We start from the raw sequence: 24,919 nt of genomic DNA, 5'->3' as shown, positions 1-24,919 counted from the left end.
TTTTCTCAACAAAGAGTTAACAAAACTTTACGCAGCGGAAAGCCACGTGCGGACCAGCCGCCCGCAGGCATCGTCCGGGAAACCCCGCAAGCCGTTACGCCGCCCGCTGCGAATCGTTGCCGACGATCTTCACCACATCCGCCATGATGTCCGTGAGCTGAAAGTCCTTCGGCGTATAGACCGCGGCGACCCCCATGGCCTTCAGCCGGCCGGCATCTTCTTCCGGAATGATTCCGCCAACGACGACGGGAATGTCGTCCGCTCCGGCGGCCCGTAGCCTGTCCATGACATCGCGCACCAGCGCCAGGTGGGACCCGGACAGGATGGAAAGCCCGATCACATGGACATCCTCTTCCACCGCTGCATTGACGATCTGCGCCGGGGTCAGGCGGATGCCCTCATAGACGACCTCCATGCCGCAGTCGCGCGCGCGCACCGCAATCTGCTCCGCGCCGTTGGAGTGACCGTCCAGCCCGGGCTTGCCGACCAGAAACTTCAGCCGGCGCCCGAGCTTGCCGCTCACCGCCTCGACCTCCCGGCGCACGGCCGAAAGATCACCCGCATCGTCGCGCACCGTCTGGCCGACGCCGGTCGGCGCCCGGTATTCGCCGAACACCTCGCGCAGGGTGCGTCCCCACTCGCCGGTGGTCACGCCGGTCCTGGCCGCGGCAATGGAAGGCTCCATGATGTTCCGCCCTTCCTGGGCAGCGGATTTCAGCTCGGCCAGTGCGGCCTGCACCGCTTTGCCGTCGCGTGCGTCCCGCCAGGCGCGAAGCTTTTCGACCGCCTCTTCCTCGACATGTTCCGCCACGGTCAGGATGCCGCCGTCCTCGCCGGTCGCGAGTGGAGACGGTTCGCTGTCGGTCCACTTGTTGACCCCGACCACCACCTGCTCTCCCGCTTCGATCGCCGCCAGTCGGGCCGAATTGGCTTCCACCAGCTGCCCCTTCATGTAGCTGGAATCGATTGCGGCGACCGCCCCGCCCATGGCATCGATCCGGGCAAGTTCCTCGCGCGCCTCCGCCTTGAGCGCCTCCACCTTCCTGGTAATTTCGGCCGAGCCGTCGAAAATATCGGCATATTCCAGAAGGTCGGTTTCATAGGCGACGATCTGCTGCATCCGGAGCGACCATTGCTGGTCGAACGGGCGCGGCAGGCCAAGCGCCTCGTTCCACGCCGGCAACTGCACCGCCCTTGCCCGGGCGTTTCTGGACAGGACCACAGCCAGCATCTCGATGAGAATGCGGTAGACGTTGTTTTCCGGCTGCTGCTCCGTCAGCCCCAGCGAGTTCACCTGAACCCCGTAGCGGAACCGGCGGTAGCGCTCGTCCTCCACGCCGTAGCGCTCACGGCAGATCTCGTCCCAAAGCTCCGTGAAGGCGCGCATCTTGCAGATTTCGGTGACAAAACGCATGCCGGCATTGACGAAAAACGAGATCCGCCCGACCGCCTTCGGAAAATCCTCTTCCGGAATGGCGCGGCTCGTCTTCATGGAATCCAGAATGGCGACTGCCGTCGCAAGGGCAAAGGACAGTTCCTGAACCGGTGTCGCGCCCGCCTCCTGCAGGTGGTAGGAGCAGACATTCATCGGGTTCCACTTCGGCATGTTGGAATAGGTCCAGGCAATGACGTCCGTGGTCAGCTTCAGCGAAGGCGCCGGCGGGAAGACGTAGGTGCCGCGCGACAGATATTCCTTGATGATGTCGTTCTGCGTCGTGCCGGAAAGCAGCTTCCGGTCCGCGCCCTGCTCGTCGGCAGCGGCGATATAGAGGGAAAGCAGCCAGGGCGCGGTCGCATTGATCGTCATCGACGTGTTCATGCGCTCCAGCGGGATCTCGTCGAACAACGTGCGCATGTCGCCCAGATGTGCCACCGGCACGCCGACCTTGCCCACTTCGCCCTTTGCCAGAAGGTCGTCCGGATCGTATCCGGTCTGGGTCGGCAGGTCGAAGGCCACCGACAGGCCGGTCTGCCCCCTGGCGAGATTGCCGCGGTAGAGCCTGTTGGATTCAGCCGCCGTCGAATGGCCTGCATAGGTCCGGAAAATCCAGGGGCGGTCGCGCTCCTGCCCCTTGTCACCTGCTGCACTCATTCTGCTTCTCCCTCGAGATCAACCGGCCCTTTTCAGTGAAACCACATGCGGGCCGGCAAGTTGATCGGACTTTAGGGTATGGCCCCTTTGCCGCGTTCAATCGAACGCCGGATGTTCAGGAGCACCTTGCGGCCCGTTTTTTCGTTTCCGCTGCGACACTTCCGCCGTTTTCTCCCGCTATCGGCAGATAGTGTGCCGGACTTTACGCGTTTGCGAAAGCCTAATGTGCAATGCAAAATACGGCTGGCAACGGAACGCAAGTTAAGCAATAGTCGTATAGATCGACGCGGTTAATTGAACAATAGTTGCGCAAAATCGGGTTTTGCCCTGATCGGGTTTTGTGCAATTGCGAGATTGTAAGGCGATTTGGTAGCCTTGGGAGGGAAGGAAGAATGACGGCACGAGCCGAAGCCAACGACAATCGAACACGTGAGGACGGTCCGGTGAAAGATCTTTATGAAATCGGCGAGATCCCGCCCCTCGGCCACGTCCCGAAGAACATGTATGCCTGGGTTATCCGGCGCGAGCGCCACGGCCCGCCGGAAGACGCCATGAAGCTCGAGGTCGTGCCGACATGGGAGCTGGACAGCAACGAGGTTCTGGTCCTCGTCATGGCCGCCGGTGTCAACTACAACGGAATCTGGGCCGGCCTCGGCGAGCCGATCAGCCCGTTCGACGGCCACGGCGCGGACTACCACATTGCCGGGTCGGACGCGTCCGGCATCGTCTGGGCGGTGGGCGACAAGGTCAAGCGCTGGAAGGTCGGCGACGAGGTCGTCGTCCACTGCAACCAGGACGACGGCGACGACGAGGAATGCAACGGCGGCGACCCGATGTTCTCCACCTCTCAGCGGATCTGGGGCTACGAGACGCCGGACGGCTCCTTCTCGCAGTTCACCCGCGTGCAGGCCCAGCAGCTCATGCCCCGGCCAAAACACCTGACCTGGGAGGAAAGCGCCTGCTATACGCTGACGCTGGCAACCGCCTACCGCATGCTGTTCGGCCATCACCCGCATGAGCTCAAGCCGGGCCAGAACGTCCTCGTCTGGGGCGCCTCGGGCGGCCTCGGCTCCTACGCGATCCAGCTGATCACCGCCGCCGGCGGCAACGCCATCGGGGTGATCTCCGACGAGGACAAGCGCCAGTTCGTCATGGACCTGGGCGCCAAGGGCGTCATCAACCGCAAGGATTTCAACTGCTGGGGCCAACTGCCGAAGGTGAACTCGCCGGAATATGCCGAGTGGTTCAAGGAAGTGCGCAAGTTCGGCAAGGCGATCTGGGACGTTACCGGCAAGGGCAACAATGTCGACATCGTCTTCGAGCACCCGGGCGAGGCAACCTTCCCGGTCTCGACCTTCGTCTGCAAGAAGGGCGGCATGGTGGTGATCTGCGCGGGAACGTCAGGCTTCAACTGCACCTTCGACGTCCGCTACATGTGGATGCATCAAAAGCGCCTGCAGGGGTCCCACTTCGCCCATCTCAAACAGGCCTCCGCAGCCAACAAGCTGATGATCGAACGGCGGATCGACCCGTACATGTCCGAAGTGTTCCCCTGGGACCAGATCCCCAAGGCGCATACCAAGATGTGGAAGAACCAGCACGCGCCGGGCAACATGTCCGTCCTCGTCTGCGCGCCGTCGACCGGCCTCAGAACCCTCGAGGATGTGCTGGACGCCACAAAACGCTGACCTGTCAAAGAGCTCCCCGGAAGGCAACAAGTGTCTCGGCCTCGCAGGCCGGGACACGGAAGCCTCATGCAGCCTTGCCAGCCCGTGCACCCCACGGGCTGGTCTTTTTTTCTCACCGCCTGGCTCAAGCTGGCCCGAAACCGGGCTTCCTCAGTCTGGCTGGTGGAAAAACCGGGGTTCGGCCCCGGCCGCCGCAATTCTGCTCCCTTGTCCACGCATGCAGCTTTCCAAAGGTGGCGAATCATGTCCCAAATCCGGGGCTGATGTTCCCCGAGCAGGATTGAGTCTGGAGTGATGGGCAACCGATTTCTGAAAACAGCCGCCGCCGGTGCGATCGCCCTTGCGGTGACGGCCTGCACGAGCGAACGCATGCAGACCCCGCCCTTTTATCGGGATCTGGCGCAAACCGATGGCGTGGTGGATGCGGCGACGGCCGCACAGATGATCTCCGAGTACCGCACGAACAACGGCCTTTCGCCGGTCTTCCCCGATCCGCGGCTGTCGGCGATCGCCCAGACCCAGGCGGATGTCATGGCCGCCGCCGGCTCGGTCGAAGCCTCCCGTGCTCCCGATCAGCAACTGGCGGCGCGCCTGGCTTCCATCGGCGAGACCAATACGGGCGCTGCGGAGAATGTGAGCGCCGGCTACCGGACCTTCGCGGAAGCCTTCTCCGGCTGGCGGGAATCCCCGAAACACAATGAGGTGCTTCTGCGGCCGGACGCGACAAGGCTCGGCATCGCGACCGCCTATTCGGCCGATTCCAAGCACAAGGTGTTCTGGTCACTGGTCATGGCGGCACCGGCGACCGCCCGGTAATCCGGCAGGCGCATTCCTTCGATGCTCAACTGCAAAACCAGCGGTTAATAGCGTCCCGGGTAACGCGGGTAGCGCGGCGCGTAGTATGGCGGGGCGGGACGCGCGGGGGCCGGCGGGCGGCCATAGACCGGATAGTCCCCGTAATAGCGCCGCACGCCGAGCTGAATTCCCGCATTCGGGATCGGACGGCCGGAATAGATACCGTCACCGCCATAGCTGAGATACCGGCCGGAGACCTAGCCTCGAGCGTTGGTGAAGGCGGCGTCGCACCAGGTAAAGTCGGGCGTGCAGCCGAAAATGGTTACGCCGCCGCCGCGCGGCACCGTGGCAACGACGGGATAATTGGTACCGGGCCCGGTCCGCATGTTCAGGTTGGCGGTCGTGTAGGCGATGGCCGGGCGCGGCTGAGCCGCTGCCGGCAAGGCAAGCGCGAGCAGGCCCAGGATTGCAAGCGGCGCTCGGAAGAGTGTCATCATTCGCTCCAACTGACTGGACTACGAACCCATAAATCGGGCTGGGACACCGCGATGGCAAGGCCGCCTTGGCGTCAGCGTTTCAGTTTGCCGTTCAGCCAGTCGGCAAACTGCGATCTGGTTCCGAAGAACGCGTTGCGGTCGACGTCCCCCCGGATGCCAGGCACCCGGCCTTCCGCCGTATATTGCCAGAACACCCAGTCGTCGCGCTGGTCGTAGATGTTGTTCGGATAGGTCGCGACCGAACGGAGCCAGAATTGCTCGCCCCTCAGGGCGCCGACCAGCCGGTCCCGATGGAAGTCGACAGAAGAATAGATCACCGGCCGTTTGCCGTAATGCCTTTCCATCTCGTCCAGGAATATCTGCATGTCGCGCAGGACCTGGTCCCGGCCCGGACGTTTCTGGCAGGTCTTGGAATGCGCGTTCCACTCCATGTCCAGAACCAGCGGAATGGCTTGCGGATCGACCGGAATGACCTCCTTCACCCAGGCGATCTGCTCTTCGACCGGTCGGCAGAAATAATAGAAGTGATAGGCCCCGCGCGGAACACCGGCCTCGCGCGCCGCGATCCAGTTTTCCGCAAACCGCGGGTCGACATGGTCTCCGCCTTCCGTTGCCTTGATCCACGCAAAGGCGACACCGGACCGTTTGACCGTGTACCAGTCTATGTCGCCCTGCCAGCGCGAGATATCGATCCCATGAACGGCAAAGTCTTCCGGTGTCGGGTCCGGAAAATCATAAACCGCGCAAGAGCTCAGGAACATGAAACTTATGATTGAGCAAAACGGCTTGATCAGGGCCAGCACAACGTCCTCGAAGGTTAAGAAAGGCTTTCTTTCGTCGTTCAAAATGCGCGGAAAGTCCTAACGGACCGTAGACGATTTCACGATTTTCCGAAAATCTGTCCGTCACATTCGAGCCCCGCCGCAGGGCTCCCTATGGGATGGGATTGCGGCGGATCAAAGACAGTCGATGGTGTAGTGCACATGAATGCAGCATGGACATCGCTCTGACGCTCATGGCCATCGGCGCCCTGCTGCTGGCCGGCATGCTGGCCGATGAAATCGGCCGCAGGACGCGGCTGCCACGCGTTACGCTGTTGATGCTGTGCGGCCTTGCCGCCGGCCCGGCGGTCCTCGACCTGCTCCCCGCCTCCCTGACCGCGCTTTATGAGGCGCTGTCGGTCCTGGCACTGTCGATGGTGGCGTTTCTCCTGGGCGGAAAACTGTCGAGAAAATACCTGAAGCGAAGCGGCCAGACGTCCGCGATCATTTCAGCGAGCGCCGTTCTCGCCACCGCCGCAATCGTCTTTGCCGGACTGGCTCTCATCGGCGTCCCGATCGCCCTGGCCCTGATTCTCGCCGCCCTCGCCACGGCGACGGATCCCGCTGCCACCACCGACGTCATCCGGCAAAGCCGCGCGAAGGGTCCGTTTACCAGCGTTCTCGCCGGCATCGTCGCCCTGGACGACATTTGGGGCGTCCTGGTGTTCGCCTTCAGCCTGACGGCCGCACAGGCGGTTCTGGGGGCCAATGGATCGGGTATCGCCCTTGAGGCGATATGGGAGCTGGTGGGCTCGATCCTTCTCGGCATCGTCATCGGCACACCTGCCGGCTATCTTACCGGCCGTCTGCGCCCGGGAGACCCGACGCTGTCGGAGGCTCTGGGAATTGTCTTCCTGACGGCCGGCCTGGCGCTCTGGCTTGATCTCTCCTTTCTGCTCGCGGGCATTGCCTGCGGCGCGACGGTGGTCAATACCGGCCGCCACCATGCCCGCGCGTTTCATGAGATCGAGCACATCGAATGGCCGTTCATGATCTTCTTCTTCATTCTGGCCGGTGCCTCGCTGCAGGTGGACATGATCGCCCGGCTCGGAATGCTAGGTGCCGGCTATATCCTGCTGCGGTTCGCCGGGCGGCTGGCGGGCGGCTGGCTCGGCGGCAAGCTCACCAGCGGGCCACACAAGGAAAACAGCTATCTCTTCGGCCTCTCTCTCCTGCCCCAGGCGGGCGTTGCCCTGGGCATGGCGCTGGTCGCGGCGGAAACGCTTCCCGAATTCCGGAACGAAATCCTCACCGTGGCCATCGGCTCGACCATCGTTTTCGAACTCCTGGGCCCGGCATTGACCCAGCAGGCGCTGCGCCTCGCGGGCGAAACCGGCCAGAAAGCGCCCGGCTCGCGGCAGGCGTGAAACCCGTTGCACTCCTCTCCCGAATCCTTATGACTCGGCAGAACTGCAAACTGCCCTGGCAAGGATCCCATGACCGACCGGCTCAAACTCGTTACCTGGAACATCAATTCCGTGCGCCTGCGCATGCCGATCGTCGAACAGCTGATCGACGAAATCGCGCCGGATGTGATCTGCCTGCAGGAAACCAAGTGCCCGGACGCCAACTTTCCGGAAAACGCGTTCCGCAAGGCCGGTTACCACCACATGGCCATCCACGGCCAGAAGGGCTACCACGGCGTCGCGACGCTCTCCAAGCTGCCGCTCACCAATGTCGAGAAGCGGGACTTCTGCATGATCGGCGACAGCCGCCACGTGGCGGCCGATGTTCCCTTCAACGGCTCCAGCCTGCGCCTGCACAATTTCTATGTGCCGGCCGGAGGCGACGAGCCGGACCGGACCATCAACCCGAAATTCGGCCATAAGCTGGACTTCATGGCCGAAATGGAGGCCTGGCTCTGCGGCATCGAGACGGAAAAGCCGGCCATCCTGGTCGGCGACCTGAACGTCGCCCCGTTCGAACATGATGTCTGGTCCCACAAGCAGCTCCTGAAAGTGGTTTCCCACACGCCGGTGGAAACGGAACTGCTCGAAAGGGTGCGCGCGGCCGGGGACTGGCTGGATGCCATGCGCCATTTCACGCCCCATGAGGAAAAGCTCTACACATGGTGGAGCTACCGGGCGAAGGATTGGGAGAAAGCCGACAAGGGCCGCCGGCTGGACCATGTCTGGGTCTCCAGGCCGCTCGTCCCGCACGTGAAGGGCACCAGTGTCCTGCGCGCCGCCCGCGGCTGGGAAAAGCCCTCGGATCATGCCCCGGTCATTGCGGAGTTTTCGGTTTAGATCGACCTGCACTTGTCTGTATGGACGACGCTCAGCAAAGTCGCAGTTGAGATCCCGGCCAGCCCGCACGGCACCCCTTTCCCCCTTGCGGGGGAGAGGGAGTTTGCGGCGATACTCATCAGATCCAAAAGACCTCCGAATTCGCGACTGGGCTCCCCGCAAGCCCGGTCAGGGCCGGACAATCACCTTGCCGCGCACCTTGCGCGCGGCGATCTCGTCCAGCGCGGCCGCGGTTCCTTCCAACGGATAAACCGCGTGGATATGCGGCTTCAGCCGGCCGGCCTGTACCCAGTCGAGAAGTTGCGCCATGTTTTTCCGGTGGCCTTCCGGGTCGCGGTTGAGCGCTTCGCCCCAGAAGACGCCGCGCATGTCGCAGCCCTTGAGGAGCAGAAGGTTGAGCGGAATTTTCGGAATGTCTCCGGACGCGAACCCGACCACCAGGAACCGGCCCTCCCAGGCAGTCGCCCTGAGGGCCAGTTCGGCAAGCTCGCCGCCCACCGGGTCATAGACCACGTCGACGCCCTTGCCGTCCGTCAGTTCTTTCAGCGCCTCCTTCAGGTTCCGGCGCGAATAGTCGACCGTCAGGCCGGCGCCGAGGGAGCGGGCGAAATCCAGCTTTTCTTCCGAGGACGCGCAGGCGATGACCGTTGCGCCCATGATGGCGGCGATCTCCACCGCCGCCTGGCCGACACCTCCGGACGCGCCGAGAACCGCGACGGTCTCGCCGGGTTTCAGATCGGCCCGATCCCGATAGGCATGCAGCGTCGTGCCGTAGGTCACCGTCAGGCCTGCGGCCGTCTCAAAGGAAACGCCGTCCGGCAGCCTGACGAGCTCGCTTGCGCTGACCACGACCTTCTCCCGAGCCGCGCCCCAGCGCATATAACCCATCACCCGGTCGCCCGGAGCAAACTCCGACACCCCCTCACCGACCGTCTCGACATGTCCGGCAAATTCGGCACTCGGGGAAAACGGCATCTCGGGCTTGAACTGGTATCTGCCCTGGATGATCAGCGTGTCGAAGAAGTTGAGCGCACAGGCTCCGACCTTGACGACGATCTCTCCCGGCCCCGCCACGGGCTCCGGAACCTCATCGATGACCAGGGCGGACGGCGGGCCGAAGGACTTGCAAAGACAGGCTTTCACGGCAACCTCGAACGGACTGAAGATCGGCCCACGATAGCAATACCTGCCGGCGGCACCTATACGCTTTCCGGATAAGGCAGGCGATTCCGCATTGCGAACATTCTGGCCCCCCGGGAATTTGACCCCGGGGATTTTGATCCGGGGGAAGTTTCGGCTAAGAGAACCGGGCCGCAGGCACGTCAACAAGAACAACGGACAATCAAAAATGCGCGGATATTTTGCGGTGGGGGCGGAAGGCCTCTCGAAACGAATGAATCTCGGCACCCTGATGCGCTCCGCCCATGCCTTCGGGGCGAATTTCTTCTTCACCGTCGACGCGGACCAGAAGATCCGCAAGACGCCGCCTTCCGACACGTCCAAGAGTCCGGGCCATCTGCCGGTGTTCAACTGGGACAGCGTGGACACCATGGACCTGCCCCGCGGCTGCCAGCTCGTCGGCATCGAGCTGACGGACGAGGCCATCGATCTGCCGAGCTTCGGCCATCCGCTTCAGGCGGCCTACGTGCTCGGCCCCGAACGCGGTTCCCTGTCGCCGCAGATGCTGGAACGCTGCCAGCATGTCGTGAAGATACCGACCAAATTCTGCATCAACGTCGCCATGGCCGGCGCAATCGTCATGTATGACCGCCACCGGGCGCTCGGCCGCTATGCCGACAGACCGGTCACGGCCGGAGCGCCGAAAATCGAGCGCCCCAGGCATGTCAGCGGCGGCCCGGTGATGCGCAAGGGCAGAAAAGTCCCCGGAACATGACGGCACTGCCGGCCCGAAACATGACCGGCAACACGAATTGACGGGCCCGGCCGGCCGCGAGCCCGAAAACCGCTTGCTTTCGTTCCAGCGCAACGGTTTTCTGGCCTGACTGCTTCTTGAACGCGGATGACCGGATTGATGAGAGCGATTGCAGGCCTTCTGACCCTGTTGCTTCCCCTGTTGCTGCTGGTGCAGCCTGGCACCGCCCGGGCGGACGGCAAGGTCGCCCTGGTCATCGGCAACGGCGCGTACAAGGCGATGCCGGCACTGGTAAATCCGGCCAGCGATGCCAATCTGATGACGGCAAAACTGACCGGCCTCGGCTTTGACGTCGTGCGGATCATCGATGGCGACCGCAAGGCCTTCTACGACGGGCTCACCCAGTTCGGACGCAAGGCCCAGGGCGCGGATGTGGCGGTCGTCTTCTATGCCGGCCACGGCGTTCAGGTGAACGGGCGCAACTGGCTCCTGCCGGTCGATGCCGTGGTGGAGGCATCGACGGAGCTGCCCGGACAGGCGGTCAGGGCGGATGATCTCCTGGAGATCATGGATGCTTCCGGCGCCCGGTTGAAACTGGTGTTTCTGGACGCCTGCCGAAACAATCCGCTGCCACGCTCGCTGTCGCGGGGAACGGCCAACGGGCTTGCCCGGCTCGAAGCCAACGCGGCCGGCATGATGATCGCCTTCGCCACCGCGCCCGGAGACGTCGCCCTCGACGGTCAAGGCAGCAACAGCCCCTTCACCGAGGCCCTGGCCCGGCTGATCGACACGCCGGACCTGGAAGTCCGCCACCTGATGGGCCGTGTGCGCGAAAGCGTCTACGCAACGACCGGCGAGCGGCAGCTTCCCTGGCTGAACGAGGCCCTGATCGGCGAATTCTATTTCGGCGGACGGTCCGGCGACGCCGCCGCGGCAACCGTGCAACATGCCGCAAGCACGCCCGCAGCGCTCACGCAAACGCGACACCTGCCTCTCCCCTCCCTGGAGGGCGGCACCTGCAGCACGACAGACAGGTTTGGCGGAAGCTGGCGGGTCTGCGCGAGTTCCGTGCTCGATCCGCAATTCGGCAACCGCTACGGCCCGGCCAATCTCTTTGACGGCAACACGGCCACTGCATGGGTGGAAGGCGTTTCCGGCGACGGCACGGGCGAGCGGATCCTGTTTTCCTTTGACCGCCCAAGGCAACTCTCAGGCTTCGAAATCGTCAATGGCTATGCCAAGAGCCGGGATATTTTCACAAAGAACGCCCGCGTCAGGACCGCCACCATCCTGCTGTCGGACGGCACAAGTCAGACGATCAGCCTGCCGGACACGATGGCCGCCAAGCGCTACAGCATCGATCCGCCGGTTGAAACGACCTGGCTTGAGCTCGAAATCGGCAGCGTGTTTGCCGGCTCCAGATATGCTGACACGGCGTTTTCCGAACTCATCCCGACATTCGCGGACTGACAGGGCCGGCCTCAGCGGCGCTCGATCGGGAAATCGAACGCGGTATCGGGAAACGACTCGTCCGCAAGGGTGAAATGCCACCACTCGCCGGGGTAGTTCCTGAAGCCACCGGCGCCCATCAGGCCGACGAGTTCCCGGCGCAGCGCCTGCACCGATACCGGCACGGCCTTCGATCCGGTTCGGCTTGCCGGATCGAAGCAGTCGAACGGCGTTCCGAAATCAGCGGTCCCCGGATCCGTGCGGGCGCATGCCCCGGTTTCTCCACCCTGCTGCGCTCCCGACAGCGGCTCCAGCCCCACATCGACGGTCGACCCCCGCGCATGGCTGCTCTTGGCGCCGATATAGCCCCTGGTGATCAGCTGCGAACGGGGAACGGCGGGGAAATAGGCCGGATCGGTGCCCGTACCGTCCCTGACCCAGTCGACCATGGCGTTCACGGCGCGCTGCGGCCGGTAGCAGTCGAAGACCACCAGGGAATACCCGGCTTTCACGGCGGCATTCTGCACCTTGCGCAACGCCTTCGCCGCCGCCCCGGTTAACACGCATTCGCCCGCCCGGTACCCCGGCAGACGCTTGCGCATGAAGTTCTCGCGCCCCGCATAGCGCATGTCCTGCCGGATTTCGGGGACGGCATCGCGCAAATGGACAAATCCTTCCGGCAGCGCGCCGGCATGGCTGGAGACCGGAAACCAGCATCCGACGAGGCTCGCGGCCAGAAACAGCCGCCCGGAAAGACACCGGGCCGCCATGCGCCGGAATGTCGCCCTCGCGGCGATGGCGGCTTCAGTGGCGCCGGCTTCTTCCGCAGACTGTCTCAATGGGCCTCCTCGGGCGCGACGTGAACGCGTCGGGCACTCCCAAACGCCGTCAAGCGCGCCACGCCGCAATCTATTTGGCTTCGATATCGTTCAAAAGCCAGGTTTCCGGCTTGCCGCCACACTGTTGCCGCGATTAGCCGCAAGAGGCTTAACAACAACGGGAGCGTCGAAAATCGCACCATCAAATGCCGGGGCTTCAACCCTTTCGTAACCCGCTTTAATTTATCATTAAAGCAAGGTTTATATGTGTGGTGGCAATTGAAGTGAATTCGACGAAAACTGATAGCCAAACGGTGTGGAGATGATGAAAGCAAAATCGCTGGTTCTAGCCCTTGCAGGTCTAGCCGTTTCGAGTGCAGCGGCTTTCGCACAGACCCCGACTCTCTTGAAGCAGCACAATGATTGGGCGGCATACGCGCTGACCAGCGGCAGCGGCAAGGTCTGCTATGCACTGACCAAGCCGACCACGCTGCTCCCCGGAGACCGAAATCATGGGGATGTATTCTTTTTCGTGACGACCCGTCCCGCGGAAGGCGTCAGTTCGGAGCCGAGCCTGCTTGTCGGCTATCCGTTCAAGGACAAGTCCTCGGTCAGCGTCGATGTCGACGGCAAGGCCTTTACCCTGTTCACCAACAATGACGGTGCCTGGGTGGAAAACGCGGCGACGGAAGCACAACTGGTCGCCGCCATGAAAGCCGGCCGGGAAATGACCGCGAGCGGCGAATCCAGCCGGGGCACGAAGACGACCTATAAGTTCTCGCTATCCGGCGTGACGGCGGCGATCGATACCGCAAGCGCGGCCTGCAAGTAACCGGCAGGCTTCTTTCTCCGTTTTCGAGATCGACCCGGGGGGCGCGGGCGCCCGCCGGGCATTTCTGTTTGCCCGCGCGGGAAAACTTGATTTTTGGCACCGTTTGTGGTTTTGGGTGTGCTGAATTTCCAGCCTGCAGATCAGGCTGCCCGGCAGCCGCGTCCGACAAGCCAGACGCGTTGAACAGCGCCGGATGAGAAAACGGATCACGACATGGCGATTACGCTCGACATCGCGCGGGACAATCCGAACGCGCAGACGGTTTCAGCGGCGGCACGAATTCTGCCCGCCGACGAAAAGCCCACGCTGATCGGCCTCAGCCGCGAAGAGCTGGGAGAAGCGCTCGGCACGATCGGCGTGCCGCCGAAACAATGGCGCATGCGCGCATCGCAGCTTTGGCACTGGCTCTATGTGCGCGGTGTTTCCGACTTCGCGCAGATGACCAATATCGCCAAGGACCTGCGTGCCAAACTCGACGAGAGTTTCGCCATTGAGCGCCCGGAAATCGTCTCCGAGCAGATTTCCGTCGACGGCACGCGCAAATGGCTGTTCCGCTTCCCCGCGCGGCGCCGGCCGCCCGGTCGAGGTTGAAACGGTCTATATTCCCGAAGAGGGCCGGGGCACGCTCTGCGTCTCCTCGCAGGTCGGTTGCACGCTGACCTGCACTTTCTGCCACACGGGCACGCAGAAGCTGGTGCGCAACCTGACGGCGGAGGAAATCCTCTCGCAGATCCTGATGGCGCGCGAACGGCTGGGCGATTTTCCGCAGGCCGATACGCCGCAGGGCGCCATCGTTCCCTCCGAAGGCCGGCTGGTGTCCAACATCGTCATGATGGGTATGGGCGAGCCGCTCTACAATTTCGACAACGTGAAAAAGGCGCTGCTGATCGCCTCCGATGGTGAAGGCCTGTCGCTGTCCAAGCGCCGCATCACGCTTTCGACCTCCGGTGTCGTGCCGGAGATCTTCCGCACAGGCGACGAGATCGGCTGCATGCTGGCCATCTCCCTGCACGCCGTCCGCGACGAGCTGCGCGACGTTCTGGTTCCCATCAACAAGAAATGGAACCTCGAGGCACTTCTGGACGCCTGCCGCCAGTATCCGGGCCTGTCCAACGCCAAGCGCATCACCTTCGAATATGTGATGCTGAAGGGCGTCAACGACAGCAACAAGGACGCATTGGACCTTGTCCGGCTGCTGAAGGGCATTCCGGCCAAGATCAACCTGATCCCCTTCAATCCCTGGCCGGGCTCCGAATACGAGTGTTCCGACTGGGAGCGGATCGAGGAATTCGCCGATATCGTCAACCGCGCCGGCTACGCCTCGCCCATCCGCACGCCCCGCGGCCGCGACATCTTCGCCGCCTGCGGCCAGCTGAAATCGGCTTCCGAGCGCATGCGCAAGAAGGATCGGGACGCGCTGACGGCGCAGGACTGACGCGGAACCTCGCGCCGCACCCGCAAGTCCGGTCAATCCGGTCTGACCATTCCGTGATTTGAACGGATCACCAATTGGCGTCATTTCCGATGGGCCGGGACTGTTGGTCCCGTCCATTTGAATGAACATCGACCACGGGGGTGATCCAGATGTCCATGACCGGGAATTCCATTCAGCAGAAACCGCCCGCGCGATCCCTGTTTCCCGCGCTGACCGCCGCGACCTTCGTCACCGCAATCCTCGCCGGCCTTGCCGCCGACATTGCCTGGGAAGTCTGGGCCAGGGCGATCACGCCGTTCTGGGTCGGCGGCCCGCTGGAGCCGGCCGCGCTCGTGCAATCCGTCTTCGGCTTCCGCAATCTCTTCCTTGCCGAAGCGATCCACGCCGTTGTCGGCATCGTGTTCTATCCGCTCGGCTATCTGTTCATCGCCCGGCCGATCGCCCGCATTGCAACGCCTTTCCTGCCCTGGTGGATCGTCGGCCTCGGTTTCGGCATCGGCCTGTGGGTCTTCGCGCTCTACGTGATGGCGCATATCTTCGCCGGCCTGCCGCCTTTCCTGGGCTTCATCCAGCTCACCTGGGCATCGCTGGTCGGCCACCTGATCTTCGGCCTCGTCACGGCGGCCGTCGTGCGCTGGCGCGAAACGCGGACAGCCCGGGCCTAGAAGGTCCAAGCCCGGCGGCTTGAAACGGCAAGAGGCCGCCTCACGGCGGCCTCTCAGTTTGCTGGCAAACCGCTTCCTCTCCGTCGTCATCCCGGCCAAGCGTAGCGCGAGCCGGGATCGGAGAGTCACAAGCCCTGGTGTTCCAACCGGCAGGCCTCGGCTCCCCGATCCCGGATCTCCGCTTCGCTCCGTCCGGGATGATGAGCCGGAGGTCTGTCATCAGCCTGGAGGCCGCCTCGCGGCGGCCTCTCTTCGTTTGCGGCACCGACACAATTGTCCGGCAAGAACCTTTCTCAGACGAGACCGGCCTTGGCCAGCGGCAGGCTGGTGATCCACTCGTTCCTGGCTGCGGCGACCGCATTGGCGACCGCAGGGCCGATGGGCGGCGTGCCCGGTTCGCCGATGCCGGTCGGGGCTTCGGTCGAGGGAACGATATGCACCTCGATCTCCGGCATGTCGGACATGCGCAGCGGCTCGTAGGTGTCGAAGTTGGTTTCCTCGACGATGCCGTCCGTCAGCGTGACCTGATTGCGCAGGATCGCGCCGAGACCGTAGCCGATGCCGCCTTCCACCTGCGCCCGGATATTGTCCGGGTTGACCGGCGTGCCGCAATCGACCGCGGCGGTGACCTTTTCGACCTTCACGGTGCCGTCGTCCCGGAAGGAGATCTCCGCAACTTCCGCAACGTAGGAGCCGAAGGACTTGTGAACCGCCACGCCGCGGAACCTGCCTTCCGGAGCCAGCGTATCCCAGCCTGCCTTTTCGGCCGCCAGCTTCAGCACGTTCACCTTGCGCGGGTCCTCCTTGATCATCTCCAGACGATAGGCGACCGGGTCCTTGCCCGTTTCCCTGGCGATGCGGTCCACCATGGTTTCCATGACATAGGCCGTGTGAGTGTGCCCCACGGAGCGCCACCACAGAACCGGGACCTGCGTTTCCTGGAAAGCCTGGTCCATGTTGACGAGCGGGAATGCATAGGTCGTGTCGTGCACACCCTCGGTCATGCTGTGGTCGACGCCGTCCTTCATCATGACGGATTCGAACGGCGTTCCCTTCATGATGGATTTCGCTGCGATGTTGTACTTGAACGCGGTGACATTGTTGTCCGCGTCGAGCCCGACCCTGATCCTGTGTGCCGACATGGGGCGATAGTAGCCGCCGGTCATGTCGTCCTCGCGAGTCCAGACAACCTTGACCGGCGCCGGATCCATGCCTGCTTCGAGCATGGCCTTTGCCAGGGCCGCGACTTCCGCAACCGGATGAGCGTCCCCCTGCGCACGGCGGCCGAACGAGCCCCCGGCCCACAACGTGTTGATCCTGACCTTTTCGAAACCGATGCCGAGCACGTTTGCCGCGACGTTGTGGTCGATCGTCTGGATCTGGGAACCGAACCAGAACTCGGCGGTTTCGCCGTCGAAGTGAAGGACGATATCGAGCGGTTCCATTGTGCCATGGGCAAGGAACGGGAAATCGTAGTCGGCTTCGATGACCTTGGCGGCGCTTTCCAGGGCCGCATCGACGTCGCCGTCTTCGCGTACCTTGATGCCCGGTGCCGCGGTCATCTCCCTGAGCTCGGCCAGCAGGGCGTCGCTGGAGCGCATTTCCGCTCCGCTGTCGTCCCATTCAACCTTGAGGAGATCGCGGGCCTTGATCGCCGGCCACGTGGACCTGGCAACCACCGCAACCCCGTTCGGGATCTCAAGGATCTTCACCACGCCCGGCACCTTCTCGGCCTCGCCGGCGTCGAACGACTTCACCTTGCCGCCGAAGCGCGGCGAGCGGGCGACCACGGCCACCAGCAGGCCGTCGCGCTGGAAGTCGATCGTATAGGTGTTCGGCGCGCCGAAGGTCTTGTTCTTCACGTCAAGCCGCGGGAAGGACTTGCCGATATAGACCCATTGATCCGGCGTCTTCAGGACCGGTTCCGCCGGAACCTCTTCCCCCGCCGCAAGGCCAGCCAGGTCTCCGAGCGAGGCGGACTTGCCGGACGGGTGCGAGACGACGCCATTCGACACAGTGATTTCAGCGGCCGGCACGCCCCATTCCCGGGCAGCTGCCACGATGATCATCGCCTTGGCCGCGGCGCCTGCCTGGCGGTACTGCATGAAGGAGTTGGCCATGGCGGTCGAACCGCCGGTCCCCTGCACGCCGAACATCGAGTTGGCGTAAACCTGCGGATTGGACGGAGCGAACTCGAGAGACCATCTGGTCGTGGGCGGCATCGAGTTCATCGGCGACGAGCAGACCCAGGCCGTTCGCCGTGCCCTGGCCCATGTCGAGATGCTTGGACAGGACAGCCACGGTGTTGTCCGGGCGGATATGGACGAAGGGCTGGATGAATTCGCCGTCACCAGCCGCGGCTTGCGCCGCGCCCGGCAGCTTCATGGCGAGCACCAGGCCGCCGGCGGCCCCGGCGGAGAGTTTCAGGAATGTGCGGCGGGTCGGTTTGGGAGCTTCAAGCGGTCTTTCCAGAAGATGCAGCATGGCTTAGCCCTCCATCTTGTCGGCGGCAAGGTGGATTGCCTTGCGGATACGGGCGTAGGTGGCACAGCGGCAGACATTGCCGTCCATGGCGGCGTCGATGTCTTCGTCGGTCGGCTTCGGCGTTTCGCTCAGGAGCGCCGTGGCCGCCATGATCTGGCCGGACTGGCAGTAGCCGCATTGCGGCACGTCCAGGTCCTGCCAGGCGGCCTGGATCGCGTCGGCCGCCTTGCCGTTGATGCCTTCGATCGTGGTGATTTCAGCACCCTCCAGATCTCCCACCATCGTCTGGCAGGAGCGGATCGGGGTGCCGTCGAGATGAACGGTGCAGGCTCCGCAGGAAGCGATGCCGCAGCCGAATTTGGTACCGGTCATTCCAAGTTCGTCGCGCAGCGCCCATAGCAGCGGGCTGTCGGGGTCGGCGTCGAGTGTGCGCGTTTCCCCGTTGATTTTCAGTGTAACGGACATGAGGAGAAATCTCCTTTGGCTGGCCAGAACTGGCTAAAGGAAGTAAACTACACCGTATAGTCTAATCAGGAATTTTGTATCTGTAAACGCCCTAGTTTACATAAGGGCGGAATTCTGGGATGAAAGGGGTGGGGGCACTGTCATCGGACAGAAATGCGCACAGGGGTGAATATGAGATAGGAATGTCAGTTTCAGATAAGAAGAAAAAACAAATCATCGAAGCCGCCATCGCAGAGTTTCAGGAAAAGGGTTATGCCGGGGCCAGCATGGACCGGATTTCCGAACGCGCTCAGGTGTCCAAGCGAACCGTCTACAATCACTTCGACAGCAAGGACACCTTGTTCCGGGCGATAAACCAGTGCCTCGCCGACCAGGTGAATTCGGCGCTGGAGATCCCTTACGATCCTGACCTGCCGATCCGCGACGCGCTGCTGCGCCTCGGCTGGGCGGAGGGCGAGCTCATGGTCAATCCCTGTTTCATGGGTCTGGCCCGCATGGTGATGAGCGAAACCATCCGCGACCCGGAACTTGCAGACGACATGGACAAGCGGATGACCAAGCTCTCCGTCTTCACCGAATTCATGGACCGCGCGACCCGCGAGGGCAAACTGGCGGCAGAGGATCCGGCGGTCGCCGCGCAGCAGTTTCTCGGCCTGATCAAGGCGCGCTGTTTTTTCCCGAACATCCATATCGGCCGCGTGCCCGAACGCGAGGAAGTCGCGAAGATTATCGACGAAACCGTCGACATGTTCCTGGCACGGTATGGCGTCTCCGCTACAGCAAAGAACGCGGCCGAATAACGCCGCAAGGACAAACACCGTATCCGCAGGCCAGCCACGTTTCTCATGTCGTCCAAAGCACTTGTCCTCACGCCCGACACCGCCAAACTCCATGTCATCACATTCGGGTTGTCCGCATTTTTCTCGCTTGGAGCGGCAGTGGTGGCGTTCCTGCTTCTGCAGAACGTCGATCCTGGCCTGGCGGGGGTTTTATCCGTCGCCGCAGGCATCGGAACGGGCGCTGCCGTGTTTCTGGCCTGGGGCAAGCCGCAGCATGAAACGCATATCGAACTCGATCGCAACGGCCTCAAACTCGTCGATGGACCCCGACAGGACTTTTACGAATGGCGGCACCTGTCGCGTTTCACATTGATGGAAGTTGTCTCGAAAGGTCGGAACGACCACGAGTCGTTCTCCCACCAGCTGACCGCCCGCCTCCTGGACACGAATTCCGGGGGCGAAGGTCCGGACGCTCCGACAGATGAATTCAGCGCGGACATCATTGTTCCGATCGACAATTATATCGCGCATCACACCTTCTCCGATCGCACGAAGGAACAGCAAGCCGCCTGCAGCTCTCCCGAGGATTTTGCGGACACTGTGAACGCCTGGAGGGATTTCGCGCTTGGTGTCGAGACTGGATCCATACCGACACCCAAAGTCCGGACCGAAAGCGACGCTGCCGACCAGCTGATGATGGATGCCTATTCCAGGCTGCAGCGTTTGTAGATCCGTCAGCAGGCTGCCTGAACCGCCAGGAGCCAGGTTTGCGCTCCGTCATAACGCTCGAGCACATCGGCCACTGGTGTGCATCATCTACGCGCCATATGCGGAACTTCCCGCCCCAGTCGCGCAAGGGAATCCATTGACCGCTATCCGGGGCTTGCGCTGTTCATGGAACCGGCTAAATTGCCGCAAATTTTCAACTGTGCGGTTGACCCGCCAAGAACAGCAAATTGGACCTTCCCTAAAATGGCGCATGGTGACATCAAGAAAGTCGTGCTGGCCTATTCCGGCGGCCTGGACACATCCATCATTTTGAAGTGGCTGCAGACCGAGCTCGGCTGCGAGGTGGTGACATTCACCGCCGATCTCGGCCAGGGCGAGGAACTGGAGCCGGCGCGCAAGAAGGCCGAGATGCTCGGCATCAAGGAAATCTATGTAGATGACCTGCGCGAAGAGTTCATGACGGATTTCGTCTTTCCGATGTTCCGCGCCAACGCCGTGTATGAAGGGGTCTATCTGCTGGGCACCTCCATCGCCCGCCCGCTGATTTCCAAGCGCCTCATCGAGATCGCCGAAGAAACCGGCGCCGACGCGATTGCCCATGGCGCAACCGGCAAGGGCAACGACCAGGTGCGTTTCGAGCTGTCCGCCTATGCGCTGAACCCGGATATCAAGGTGATCGCGCCCTGGCGCGACTGGAGCTTCAAGTCGAGGACCGACCTGCTCGAATTCGCGGAAAAGCATCAGATCCCGGTGCCGAAGGACAAGCGCGGCGAAGCCCCGTTCTCCGTCGACGCCAACATGCTGCACTCCTCCTCGGAAGGGAAGGTCCTGGAAGATCCGGCCGAGGAAGCACCCGCCTATGTCTACCAGCGAACCGTCGATCCGACCGAAGCGCCGGATGAGGTCACCTATATCGAGATCGGCTTCGAAAAGGGCGACCCGGTGTCGCTCAATGGCGAGAAGCTGTCTCCGGCAACCCTGTTCGCAAAGCTCAACGACTATGGCCGCGACAACGGCATCGGCCGCCTCGACCTGGTCGAGAACCGCTTTGTCGGCATGAAGAGCCGCGGCGTCTACGAGACCCCGGGCGGCACGATCCTCCTGACGGCGCACCGGGCCATGGAGTCCATCACGCTCGATCGCGGCGCGGCTCACCTCAAGGACGAGTTGATGCCGCGTTACGCCGAGCTGATCTATAACGGCTTCTGGTTCTCGCCGGAGCGCGACATGCTGCAGGCCCTGATCGACAAGAGCCAGGAACATGTCACCGGCACGGTTCGGCTGAAGCTCTACAAGGGCAACGTTATCCTGGTCGGCCGCGCCTCGCCCTATTCGCTCTATTCCGAAGAGCTGGTCACATTCGAGGACGACCAGGGCGCCTATGACCAGAAGGATGCGGCCGGCTTCATCAAGCTGAACGCCCTGCGCCTGCGCACGCTTGCCAAGCGCAACCGCCTCGGCTGACATGAGCGAACCGGCGGCAGCGAAACTGATGGACGACCTCGCTGCCGCCGGCTTTCTTTACCTCGGCGGCTTTGCCGTGGAGGGAGACAGCACTGTGCCTCGCCTTTCCGGCGGCAAGGCACCCGGAGCCCTTTTCCTGATCGGCAGCACCGGCCCTTCCCTGTGGCCCCACCTTACGCGCAGCCCGGAATTTCGGGACGGCGCCCCCGATCCGCTCGACCGCTACACCAAACGCATTCTCTCAGCGTCCGCCATTGACTACGGCTTTGAAGCGCTGTTTCCCTTCGAGGGACCGCCCTATCATCCGTTCCAGCAATGGGCGCTGCGATGCGGCGGCTTTTCCAGGAGCCCGCTCGGCGTGCTGGCTCATGCGGAATATGGCCCCTGGGCCGGCTTCCGCGCCGCTTTCCTCTCCGCTGGCCGCCTGATCGATGCTGCACCGGCACCCGAAAAAGGCCCCTGCGAAAGCTGCGCGGACAAACCCTGCCTGACTGTCTGTCCGGTAGAAGCGATTTCCTTGGAGGAAGGCTACAGGGCCGGCGATTGCCGAAGCCATCTGGCTGAGCATCGCGACCATGACTGCTGGACCGGCTGCCTTGCCCGGCGGGCCTGCCCCTTCGGCCGCGACCATCGGCAGAGCGCCGGCACGGCAAGGTTTCACATGGACAGGTTCGTCGGACCTTGAAACGCTTCTGCGTTGACCTCGTCCGGGGTGCCCGTACCTTAGTTTTCCGGGCGCTGCGCTGATGACCGCACTGCCGCCGTCCGGGCTTCATCATCCATCTTCGGCTTCAGGTGCAGCCATGCCACTTTCCCTGGCTGAAACTGACGCCGTCCGCTGCGCGTGAACAACGGCGGGTGATGATCGCCGACCAGAACAATTTCCGTTGGCCTCAGATTCTCGTTCAGCGCGATTGCTTTCACCAGATGGGACACGTTCAGCCACTGCTCGGCCATACGGCACAACTCCACATCATCAAAGACGCCGCCATTGTCACATGAAAGCCGGGCCGGAACCTCTCCCGGCATCACAGGCTTGTGCGAGTTCAAGGTCAGCCAATACGCGAATTTCGGGGCTTCTTCCGGGCCCGAGAGAAAGGCCTCGACCGACTTTGCGACATCGGCATCGCACAAGCCCCTGAAGGCGACACCGCAATGGGGAAGCGGCTTGACCGGATTCAGGCCGGCGTTGTTTTCGATGAAATTGAGTTCCTGAAATCCTATCTTGGGATACCAATCGAACCGCTCGAAGAATTCACCCGTAAATCCATGAAACGCCGCCGTCCTGTATCCGGCTTCCACTGCGCGCTTCGGAAGACAGTCGGCGCTGTCGCGCTCGCGAAAATCCCGGTAGTCCGCCATCACGTTGCACAGCTCGCGGGCCTCACCGGATGTCGTGGTTCCGAAATAGACGGCAGTGCCGCTTTCAGCGTCATAGCTTTCCTTCACCTCTTCGCCCAAAAGCGGTCCCCAGACCAGTTTCTGGTGGTCTTGCGAGGCAAACGCACCAAGCCCCTCAACCATGACGATGAGAATATTCCGCTCCCCGGAGGACACAAGATGCTGGTCGAGACCCGCGTGCGCACTTGCTGCGTCCCGAACGGGAGAGAACCTGTCGGCGAAATTGCTTTGTGCGGCAAGCGCGTCCTGCGGCGGCACGTTCACCCACCAGTCGAAAGCGGCGAAAGTGAACAGCACAAACAGGAATGGAACGAAGCTGAGACGATCCAGCTTGGTTTTGGTTGCGAGGACGACATAGTAGGTCAGTCCAAGAGAAACGAGCAGCAGCAGCAGGCCCGCCAGATAGACCGCTGAATCCGCAATGCTCAGATTTCCGGCAAAGCGGAGCGAGTCGAACATCATCGGCAGCGGCATCTGAAAAAACAGCGAGAGCAGCGCCAGTGCATCCACGGCCATCACGGAAAGCAGCAGGATCAGGAAAACGTATCTGTTGATTAGCACGCCGAGAAAACAGATCGTCCCCAGCAAGACGACGAAAACCGTCCTATTCGGACAGTAGAAGAGGCTCAATATAATATAGAGTAAATTAGGCAGAAGAACTGCCAGTACCGCAAATGACAAAGTCTCTCTGGACCGGTGCCGCTTGTCCTGTAAATAGGTGATGAAATTCTTGAAAAACATGTCAGCGACCTGATCGATTAGCCACCGGGAGTGTCCACCAGAAGTCTTAAATTAGCGTGTTTCCGATGTGACGGACACCATCACACTGCTCAGAGCCCGCGATCTTCCAACTTGACCACGCCCTCCTGATCCGGACAGGTTTCCAGCGCCTCGATGGCGGTGCGTCCGTCTCCCAGCGGCGCATCCGGCCAGATTTCGGCAAGAGGGATCAGCACGAAGGCCCGGTCGCCCATGCGCGGATGCGGGATTTCCAGATCCGCCTCCACAACCCTTTGCAATCCATAGATCAGGACATCAATGTCAAGTGTCCGCGGGCCCCAGCGTACATCGCGGACCCGGCCCAACTCCCTTTCGATCCGAAGACAAAGGCCGAGCAGGTCCTGCGGCGTGAGGGTCGTATCGATGACGATGCAGCAATTGCGGTAATCGTCCTGCGGCACCGGCCCCCACGGCGGCGCCCGGTAGTCGGACGACCTCGCGACAAGGGTGACACCTTCCGTCTGCTCCAGTCTGGAAATGGCGGTGTCCAGAGTGGCCCTGGTATCACCGACATTTGCGCCAAGCCCCAGTGCACAGCGGGTCGGGGCACGGCGGGTGGGCGCGTCCGGCATCGCGCGGGTCGCCGGCGTCCGGCTGGATGATGTCATGTCAGGTCGGGTTCCGTTCCAGAAAGGTTGCTTCCAGCATCCGCGCAGCTTCGGCATGCGGGCGTACGTCGTGAGCCCGGACGATGGCCGCCCCCTTCACCATGGCGGTTACGTGAACCGTCAATGAGCCATAAAGGCGCTCGCCCGCTTCCGCGTTGTTGAGCACAGAGGCGATCATCCGCTTGCGGGAAGCTCCGGCCAGAAGCGGCAGGCCGTGCTTCTTCAGTGTCTCGAACCGGTTCAGGATAACGAAATTCTGCTCGATGGTCTTGCCGAAACCGAATCCCGGATCAAGGATCTGCCTGTCTCTCGCAATTCCGGCCCTGTCGGCAAGGTCCATCGACACTTCGAAGAACCGGTCGATGTCGCTCATGATGTCGAGATCCCGGTCGGCCGCCAGCCGGTTGTGCATCATCACCACGGGCACGCCGGCCTCGGCCACCGCATCGGCCATGGCCGGGTCTTTCTGCAGCCCCCAGACATCGTTGACGAGCGCCGCGCCGGCCCGGCAGGCGCGCCTGGCGATTTCCGCCTTGTAGGTATCGATCGAGACGGGGACGCCCATTGCGATGACCTTGCCGAGGACCGGATCGAGCCGGGACCACTCCATCTCGAGAGACACGGGTTCCGAGCCGGGCCGCGTGCTCTCGCCGCCCACATCGAGAATGTCGGCTCCTTCGGCGATCATCTGCCTGGCATGCGCCAGGGCAGCCTCGGCGGCATGGAATTGTCCGCCGTCCGAAAAGGAATCCGGCGTGACATTCAGAATTCCCATGACATGCGGGCGGGCGCGCTTGCCATCGAAGTGGGGCGGTTCATAAGGTATCCGGGTCGGCATCATCGCGTCCTTCAGGCGATTCAGGGTCAGGGCTCATGACCGGGACTGAAATGGGTCTCCCCTAAAACAGCCCTGTGTTTGGCGCGTCCCGCACGGCCGGTCAAGCAGCACGGGAGGTGTTGTCATGAAAATTTCAGGGAACGGTCGTGGAATGGACATC

21 protein-coding genes and 2 pseudogenes are annotated in these 24,919 nt (G+C 62.6%); 13 read left to right on the top strand and 10 right to left on the bottom strand.

Going from position 1 to position 24,919, the window contains the following annotated elements; translation table 11 throughout:
* Positions 1 to 94: 94 nt before the first annotated feature.
* On the bottom strand, positions 95 to 2,092 hold the full coding sequence (locus ON753_RS22605; protein WP_265965682.1) for a protein meaA: 1,998 nt from the start codon (positions 2,090 to 2,092) through the stop codon (positions 95 to 97).
* A gap of 392 nt (positions 2,093 to 2,484) precedes the next feature.
* Between ON753_RS22605 and ccrA the strand changes: the two genes are divergently transcribed.
* Both ccrA and ON753_RS22595 read left to right on the top strand, forming a co-directional pair.
* Complete coding sequence (gene ccrA / locus ON753_RS22600) at positions 2,485 to 3,780, top strand: crotonyl-CoA carboxylase/reductase (RefSeq protein WP_265965679.1); 1,296 nt, start codon at positions 2,485 to 2,487, stop codon at positions 3,778 to 3,780.
* A gap of 294 nt (positions 3,781 to 4,074) precedes the next feature.
* Positions 4,075 to 4,596 carry a CAP domain-containing protein gene (locus tag ON753_RS22595; protein WP_265965677.1) on the top strand — a complete coding sequence of 174 codons (522 nt, stop codon included), beginning with the start codon at positions 4,075 to 4,077 and terminating at the stop codon, positions 4,594 to 4,596.
* Between the two features lie 236 nt (positions 4,597 to 4,832).
* On the opposite strand, the gene ON753_RS22590 is transcribed toward ON753_RS22595, so the two are convergent.
* Positions 4,833 to 5,069: an SH3 domain-containing protein gene (locus ON753_RS22590; protein ID WP_265965675.1), complete on the bottom strand. Its 237-nt coding sequence runs from the start codon at positions 5,067 to 5,069 to the stop codon at positions 4,833 to 4,835.
* A gap of 74 nt (positions 5,070 to 5,143) precedes the next feature.
* Positions 5,144 to 5,833 carry a glycoside hydrolase family 25 protein gene (locus tag ON753_RS22585; protein ID WP_265965673.1) on the bottom strand — a complete coding sequence of 230 codons (690 nt, stop codon included), beginning with the start codon at positions 5,831 to 5,833 and terminating at the stop codon, positions 5,144 to 5,146.
* A gap of 233 nt (positions 5,834 to 6,066) precedes the next feature.
* Here ON753_RS22585 and ON753_RS22580 point away from each other — a divergent pair, with 233 nt between their 5' ends.
* Both ON753_RS22580 and xth read left to right on the top strand, forming a co-directional pair.
* On the top strand, positions 6,067 to 7,260 hold the full coding sequence (locus ON753_RS22580) for a cation:proton antiporter (RefSeq protein ID WP_265965670.1): 1,194 nt from the start codon (positions 6,067 to 6,069) through the stop codon (positions 7,258 to 7,260).
* Between the two features lie 69 nt (positions 7,261 to 7,329).
* The gene (gene xth / locus ON753_RS22575; RefSeq protein ID WP_265965669.1) at positions 7,330 to 8,139 is read left to right on the top strand and encodes an exodeoxyribonuclease III; all 810 of its coding nucleotides are present in this window, start codon (positions 7,330 to 7,332) and stop codon (positions 8,137 to 8,139) included.
* Positions 8,140 to 8,307: 168 nt separating this feature from the next.
* Here xth and ON753_RS22570 read toward each other — a convergent pair whose 3' ends face one another.
* The gene (locus ON753_RS22570) at positions 8,308 to 9,282 is read right to left on the bottom strand and encodes an NADPH:quinone oxidoreductase family protein (RefSeq protein ID WP_265965668.1); all 975 of its coding nucleotides are present in this window, start codon (positions 9,280 to 9,282) and stop codon (positions 8,308 to 8,310) included.
* A gap of 205 nt (positions 9,283 to 9,487) precedes the next feature.
* Here ON753_RS22570 and ON753_RS22565 point away from each other — a divergent pair, with 205 nt between their 5' ends.
* Together ON753_RS22565 and ON753_RS22560 are read left to right on the top strand one after the other, a co-directional pair.
* A complete protein-coding gene (locus ON753_RS22565; RefSeq protein ID WP_265965667.1) occupies positions 9,488 to 10,033 on the top strand; it encodes an RNA methyltransferase in 546 nt (181 codons plus the stop codon).
* 138 nt (positions 10,034 to 10,171) lie between these two features.
* Positions 10,172 to 11,482, top strand: a complete 1,311-nt coding sequence (locus ON753_RS22560) for an NADase-type glycan-binding domain-containing protein (RefSeq protein ID WP_265965664.1) — start codon at positions 10,172 to 10,174, stop codon at positions 11,480 to 11,482.
* 11 nt (positions 11,483 to 11,493) lie between these two features.
* Here the strand turns inward: ON753_RS22560 and ON753_RS22555 are convergent, their stop codons facing one another.
* The gene (locus ON753_RS22555; RefSeq protein WP_265965662.1) at positions 11,494 to 12,300 is read right to left on the bottom strand and encodes a M15 family metallopeptidase; all 807 of its coding nucleotides are present in this window, start codon (positions 12,298 to 12,300) and stop codon (positions 11,494 to 11,496) included.
* A gap of 301 nt (positions 12,301 to 12,601) precedes the next feature.
* On the opposite strand from ON753_RS22555, the gene ON753_RS22550 reads away from it, so the two are divergent.
* From ON753_RS22550 to ON753_RS22540, 3 genes and pseudogenes are all read left to right on the top strand, one after another.
* On the top strand, positions 12,602 to 13,111 hold the full coding sequence (locus ON753_RS22550; protein ID WP_265965661.1) for an invasion associated locus B family protein: 510 nt from the start codon (positions 12,602 to 12,604) through the stop codon (positions 13,109 to 13,111).
* A gap of 213 nt (positions 13,112 to 13,324) precedes the next feature.
* Positions 13,325 to 14,546 (top strand): annotated as a pseudogene (gene rlmN / locus ON753_RS22545) (dual-specificity RNA methyltransferase RlmN).
* 149 nt (positions 14,547 to 14,695) lie between these two features.
* Entirely contained in the window at positions 14,696 to 15,211 is a 516-nt protein-coding gene (locus tag ON753_RS22540) for a hypothetical protein (RefSeq protein WP_377047072.1), read from the top strand.
* A 293-nt stretch (positions 15,212 to 15,504) separates the two neighbouring features.
* On the opposite strand, the pseudogene ON753_RS22535 reads toward ON753_RS22540, so the two are convergent.
* Together ON753_RS22535 and ON753_RS22530 are read right to left on the bottom strand one after the other, a co-directional pair.
* Positions 15,505 to 17,695: pseudogene (locus tag ON753_RS22535) on the bottom strand (xanthine dehydrogenase family protein molybdopterin-binding subunit).
* Positions 17,696 to 17,698: 3 nt separating this feature from the next.
* Positions 17,699 to 18,160, bottom strand: a complete 462-nt coding sequence (locus tag ON753_RS22530; protein WP_265965658.1) for a (2Fe-2S)-binding protein — start codon at positions 18,158 to 18,160, stop codon at positions 17,699 to 17,701.
* Positions 18,161 to 18,342: 182 nt separating this feature from the next.
* On the opposite strand from ON753_RS22530, the gene ON753_RS22525 reads away from it, so the two are divergent.
* From ON753_RS22525 to ON753_RS22510, 4 genes are all read left to right on the top strand, one after another.
* A complete protein-coding gene (locus tag ON753_RS22525; protein WP_265965656.1) occupies positions 18,343 to 18,960 on the top strand; it encodes a TetR/AcrR family transcriptional regulator in 618 nt (205 codons plus the stop codon).
* A gap of 45 nt (positions 18,961 to 19,005) precedes the next feature.
* Positions 19,006 to 19,668, top strand: coding sequence for a hypothetical protein (locus ON753_RS22520; RefSeq protein WP_265965654.1), 663 nt, complete (start codon positions 19,006 to 19,008; stop codon positions 19,666 to 19,668).
* Positions 19,669 to 19,911: 243 nt separating this feature from the next.
* The gene (locus ON753_RS22515) at positions 19,912 to 21,132 is read left to right on the top strand and encodes an argininosuccinate synthase (protein ID WP_265965652.1); all 1,221 of its coding nucleotides are present in this window, start codon (positions 19,912 to 19,914) and stop codon (positions 21,130 to 21,132) included.
* Positions 21,133 to 21,160: 28 nt separating this feature from the next.
* The gene (locus tag ON753_RS22510; RefSeq protein WP_265965650.1) at positions 21,161 to 21,817 is read left to right on the top strand and encodes a hypothetical protein; all 657 of its coding nucleotides are present in this window, start codon (positions 21,161 to 21,163) and stop codon (positions 21,815 to 21,817) included.
* A 38-nt stretch (positions 21,818 to 21,855) separates the two neighbouring features.
* Here ON753_RS22510 and ON753_RS22505 read toward each other — a convergent pair whose 3' ends face one another.
* The 3 genes from ON753_RS22505 to folP all read right to left on the bottom strand — a co-directional run bounded on the left by ON753_RS22505 (position 21,856) and on the right by folP (position 24,759).
* A complete protein-coding gene (locus ON753_RS22505; protein WP_265965647.1) occupies positions 21,856 to 23,121 on the bottom strand; it encodes a sulfatase-like hydrolase/transferase in 1,266 nt (421 codons plus the stop codon).
* Between the two features lie 242 nt (positions 23,122 to 23,363).
* Positions 23,364 to 23,885, bottom strand: coding sequence for a 2-amino-4-hydroxy-6-hydroxymethyldihydropteridine diphosphokinase (gene folK / locus ON753_RS22500; protein ID WP_265967240.1), 522 nt, complete (start codon positions 23,883 to 23,885; stop codon positions 23,364 to 23,366).
* Positions 23,886 to 23,922: 37 nt separating this feature from the next.
* Entirely contained in the window at positions 23,923 to 24,759 is an 837-nt protein-coding gene (gene folP, locus ON753_RS22495; protein WP_265965645.1) for a dihydropteroate synthase, read from the bottom strand.
* Positions 24,760 to 24,919: the final 160 nt, after the last annotated feature.

Source organism: Roseibium salinum, from assembly GCF_026240905.1.
In the GTDB taxonomy this organism is placed as follows: domain Bacteria; phylum Pseudomonadota; class Alphaproteobacteria; order Rhizobiales; family Stappiaceae; genus Roseibium; species Roseibium salinum.
Note: the sequence above shows the minus strand (reverse complement) of the source record. Positions and strands in the feature narration are given on the sequence as shown.

Excerpts from the sequence above, each read along its gene's own strand:
- ccrA (WP_265965679.1), top strand. The coding sequence starts at position 2,485 with ATGACGGCACGAGCCGAAGCCAACGACAATCGAACACGTGAGGACGGT.
- ON753_RS22515 (WP_265965652.1), top strand. The coding sequence starts at position 19,912 with ATGGCGCATGGTGACATCAAGAAAGTCGTGCTGGCCTATTCCGGCGGC.
- ON753_RS22605 (WP_265965682.1), bottom strand. The coding sequence starts at position 2,092 with ATGAGTGCAGCAGGTGACAAGGGGCAGGAGCGCGACCGCCCCTGGATT.
- ON753_RS22580 (WP_265965670.1), top strand. The coding sequence starts at position 6,067 with ATGGACATCGCTCTGACGCTCATGGCCATCGGCGCCCTGCTGCTGGCC.
- ON753_RS22550 (WP_265965661.1), top strand. The coding sequence starts at position 12,602 with ATGATGAAAGCAAAATCGCTGGTTCTAGCCCTTGCAGGTCTAGCCGTT.
- ON753_RS22585 (WP_265965673.1), bottom strand. The coding sequence starts at position 5,833 with ATGTTCCTGAGCTCTTGCGCGGTTTATGATTTTCCGGACCCGACACCG.
- ON753_RS22520 (WP_265965654.1), top strand. The coding sequence starts at position 19,006 with ATGTCGTCCAAAGCACTTGTCCTCACGCCCGACACCGCCAAACTCCAT.
- ON753_RS22540 (WP_377047072.1), top strand. The coding sequence starts at position 14,696 with ATGTCCATGACCGGGAATTCCATTCAGCAGAAACCGCCCGCGCGATCC.
- ON753_RS22530 (WP_265965658.1), bottom strand. The coding sequence starts at position 18,160 with ATGTCCGTTACACTGAAAATCAACGGGGAAACGCGCACACTCGACGCC.
- ON753_RS22510 (WP_265965650.1), top strand. The coding sequence starts at position 21,161 with ATGGACGACCTCGCTGCCGCCGGCTTTCTTTACCTCGGCGGCTTTGCC.
- ON753_RS22525 (WP_265965656.1), top strand. The coding sequence starts at position 18,343 with ATGTCAGTTTCAGATAAGAAGAAAAAACAAATCATCGAAGCCGCCATC.
- ON753_RS22565 (WP_265965667.1), top strand. The coding sequence starts at position 9,488 with ATGCGCGGATATTTTGCGGTGGGGGCGGAAGGCCTCTCGAAACGAATG.
- ON753_RS22560 (WP_265965664.1), top strand. The coding sequence starts at position 10,172 with ATGAGAGCGATTGCAGGCCTTCTGACCCTGTTGCTTCCCCTGTTGCTG.
- xth (WP_265965669.1), top strand. The coding sequence starts at position 7,330 with ATGACCGACCGGCTCAAACTCGTTACCTGGAACATCAATTCCGTGCGC.
- ON753_RS22595 (WP_265965677.1), top strand. The coding sequence starts at position 4,075 with ATGGGCAACCGATTTCTGAAAACAGCCGCCGCCGGTGCGATCGCCCTT.
- folK (WP_265967240.1), bottom strand. The coding sequence starts at position 23,885 with ATGCCGGACGCGCCCACCCGCCGTGCCCCGACCCGCTGTGCACTGGGG.
- ON753_RS22590 (WP_265965675.1), bottom strand. The coding sequence starts at position 5,069 with ATGACACTCTTCCGAGCGCCGCTTGCAATCCTGGGCCTGCTCGCGCTT.
- folP (WP_265965645.1), bottom strand. The coding sequence starts at position 24,759 with ATGCCGACCCGGATACCTTATGAACCGCCCCACTTCGATGGCAAGCGC.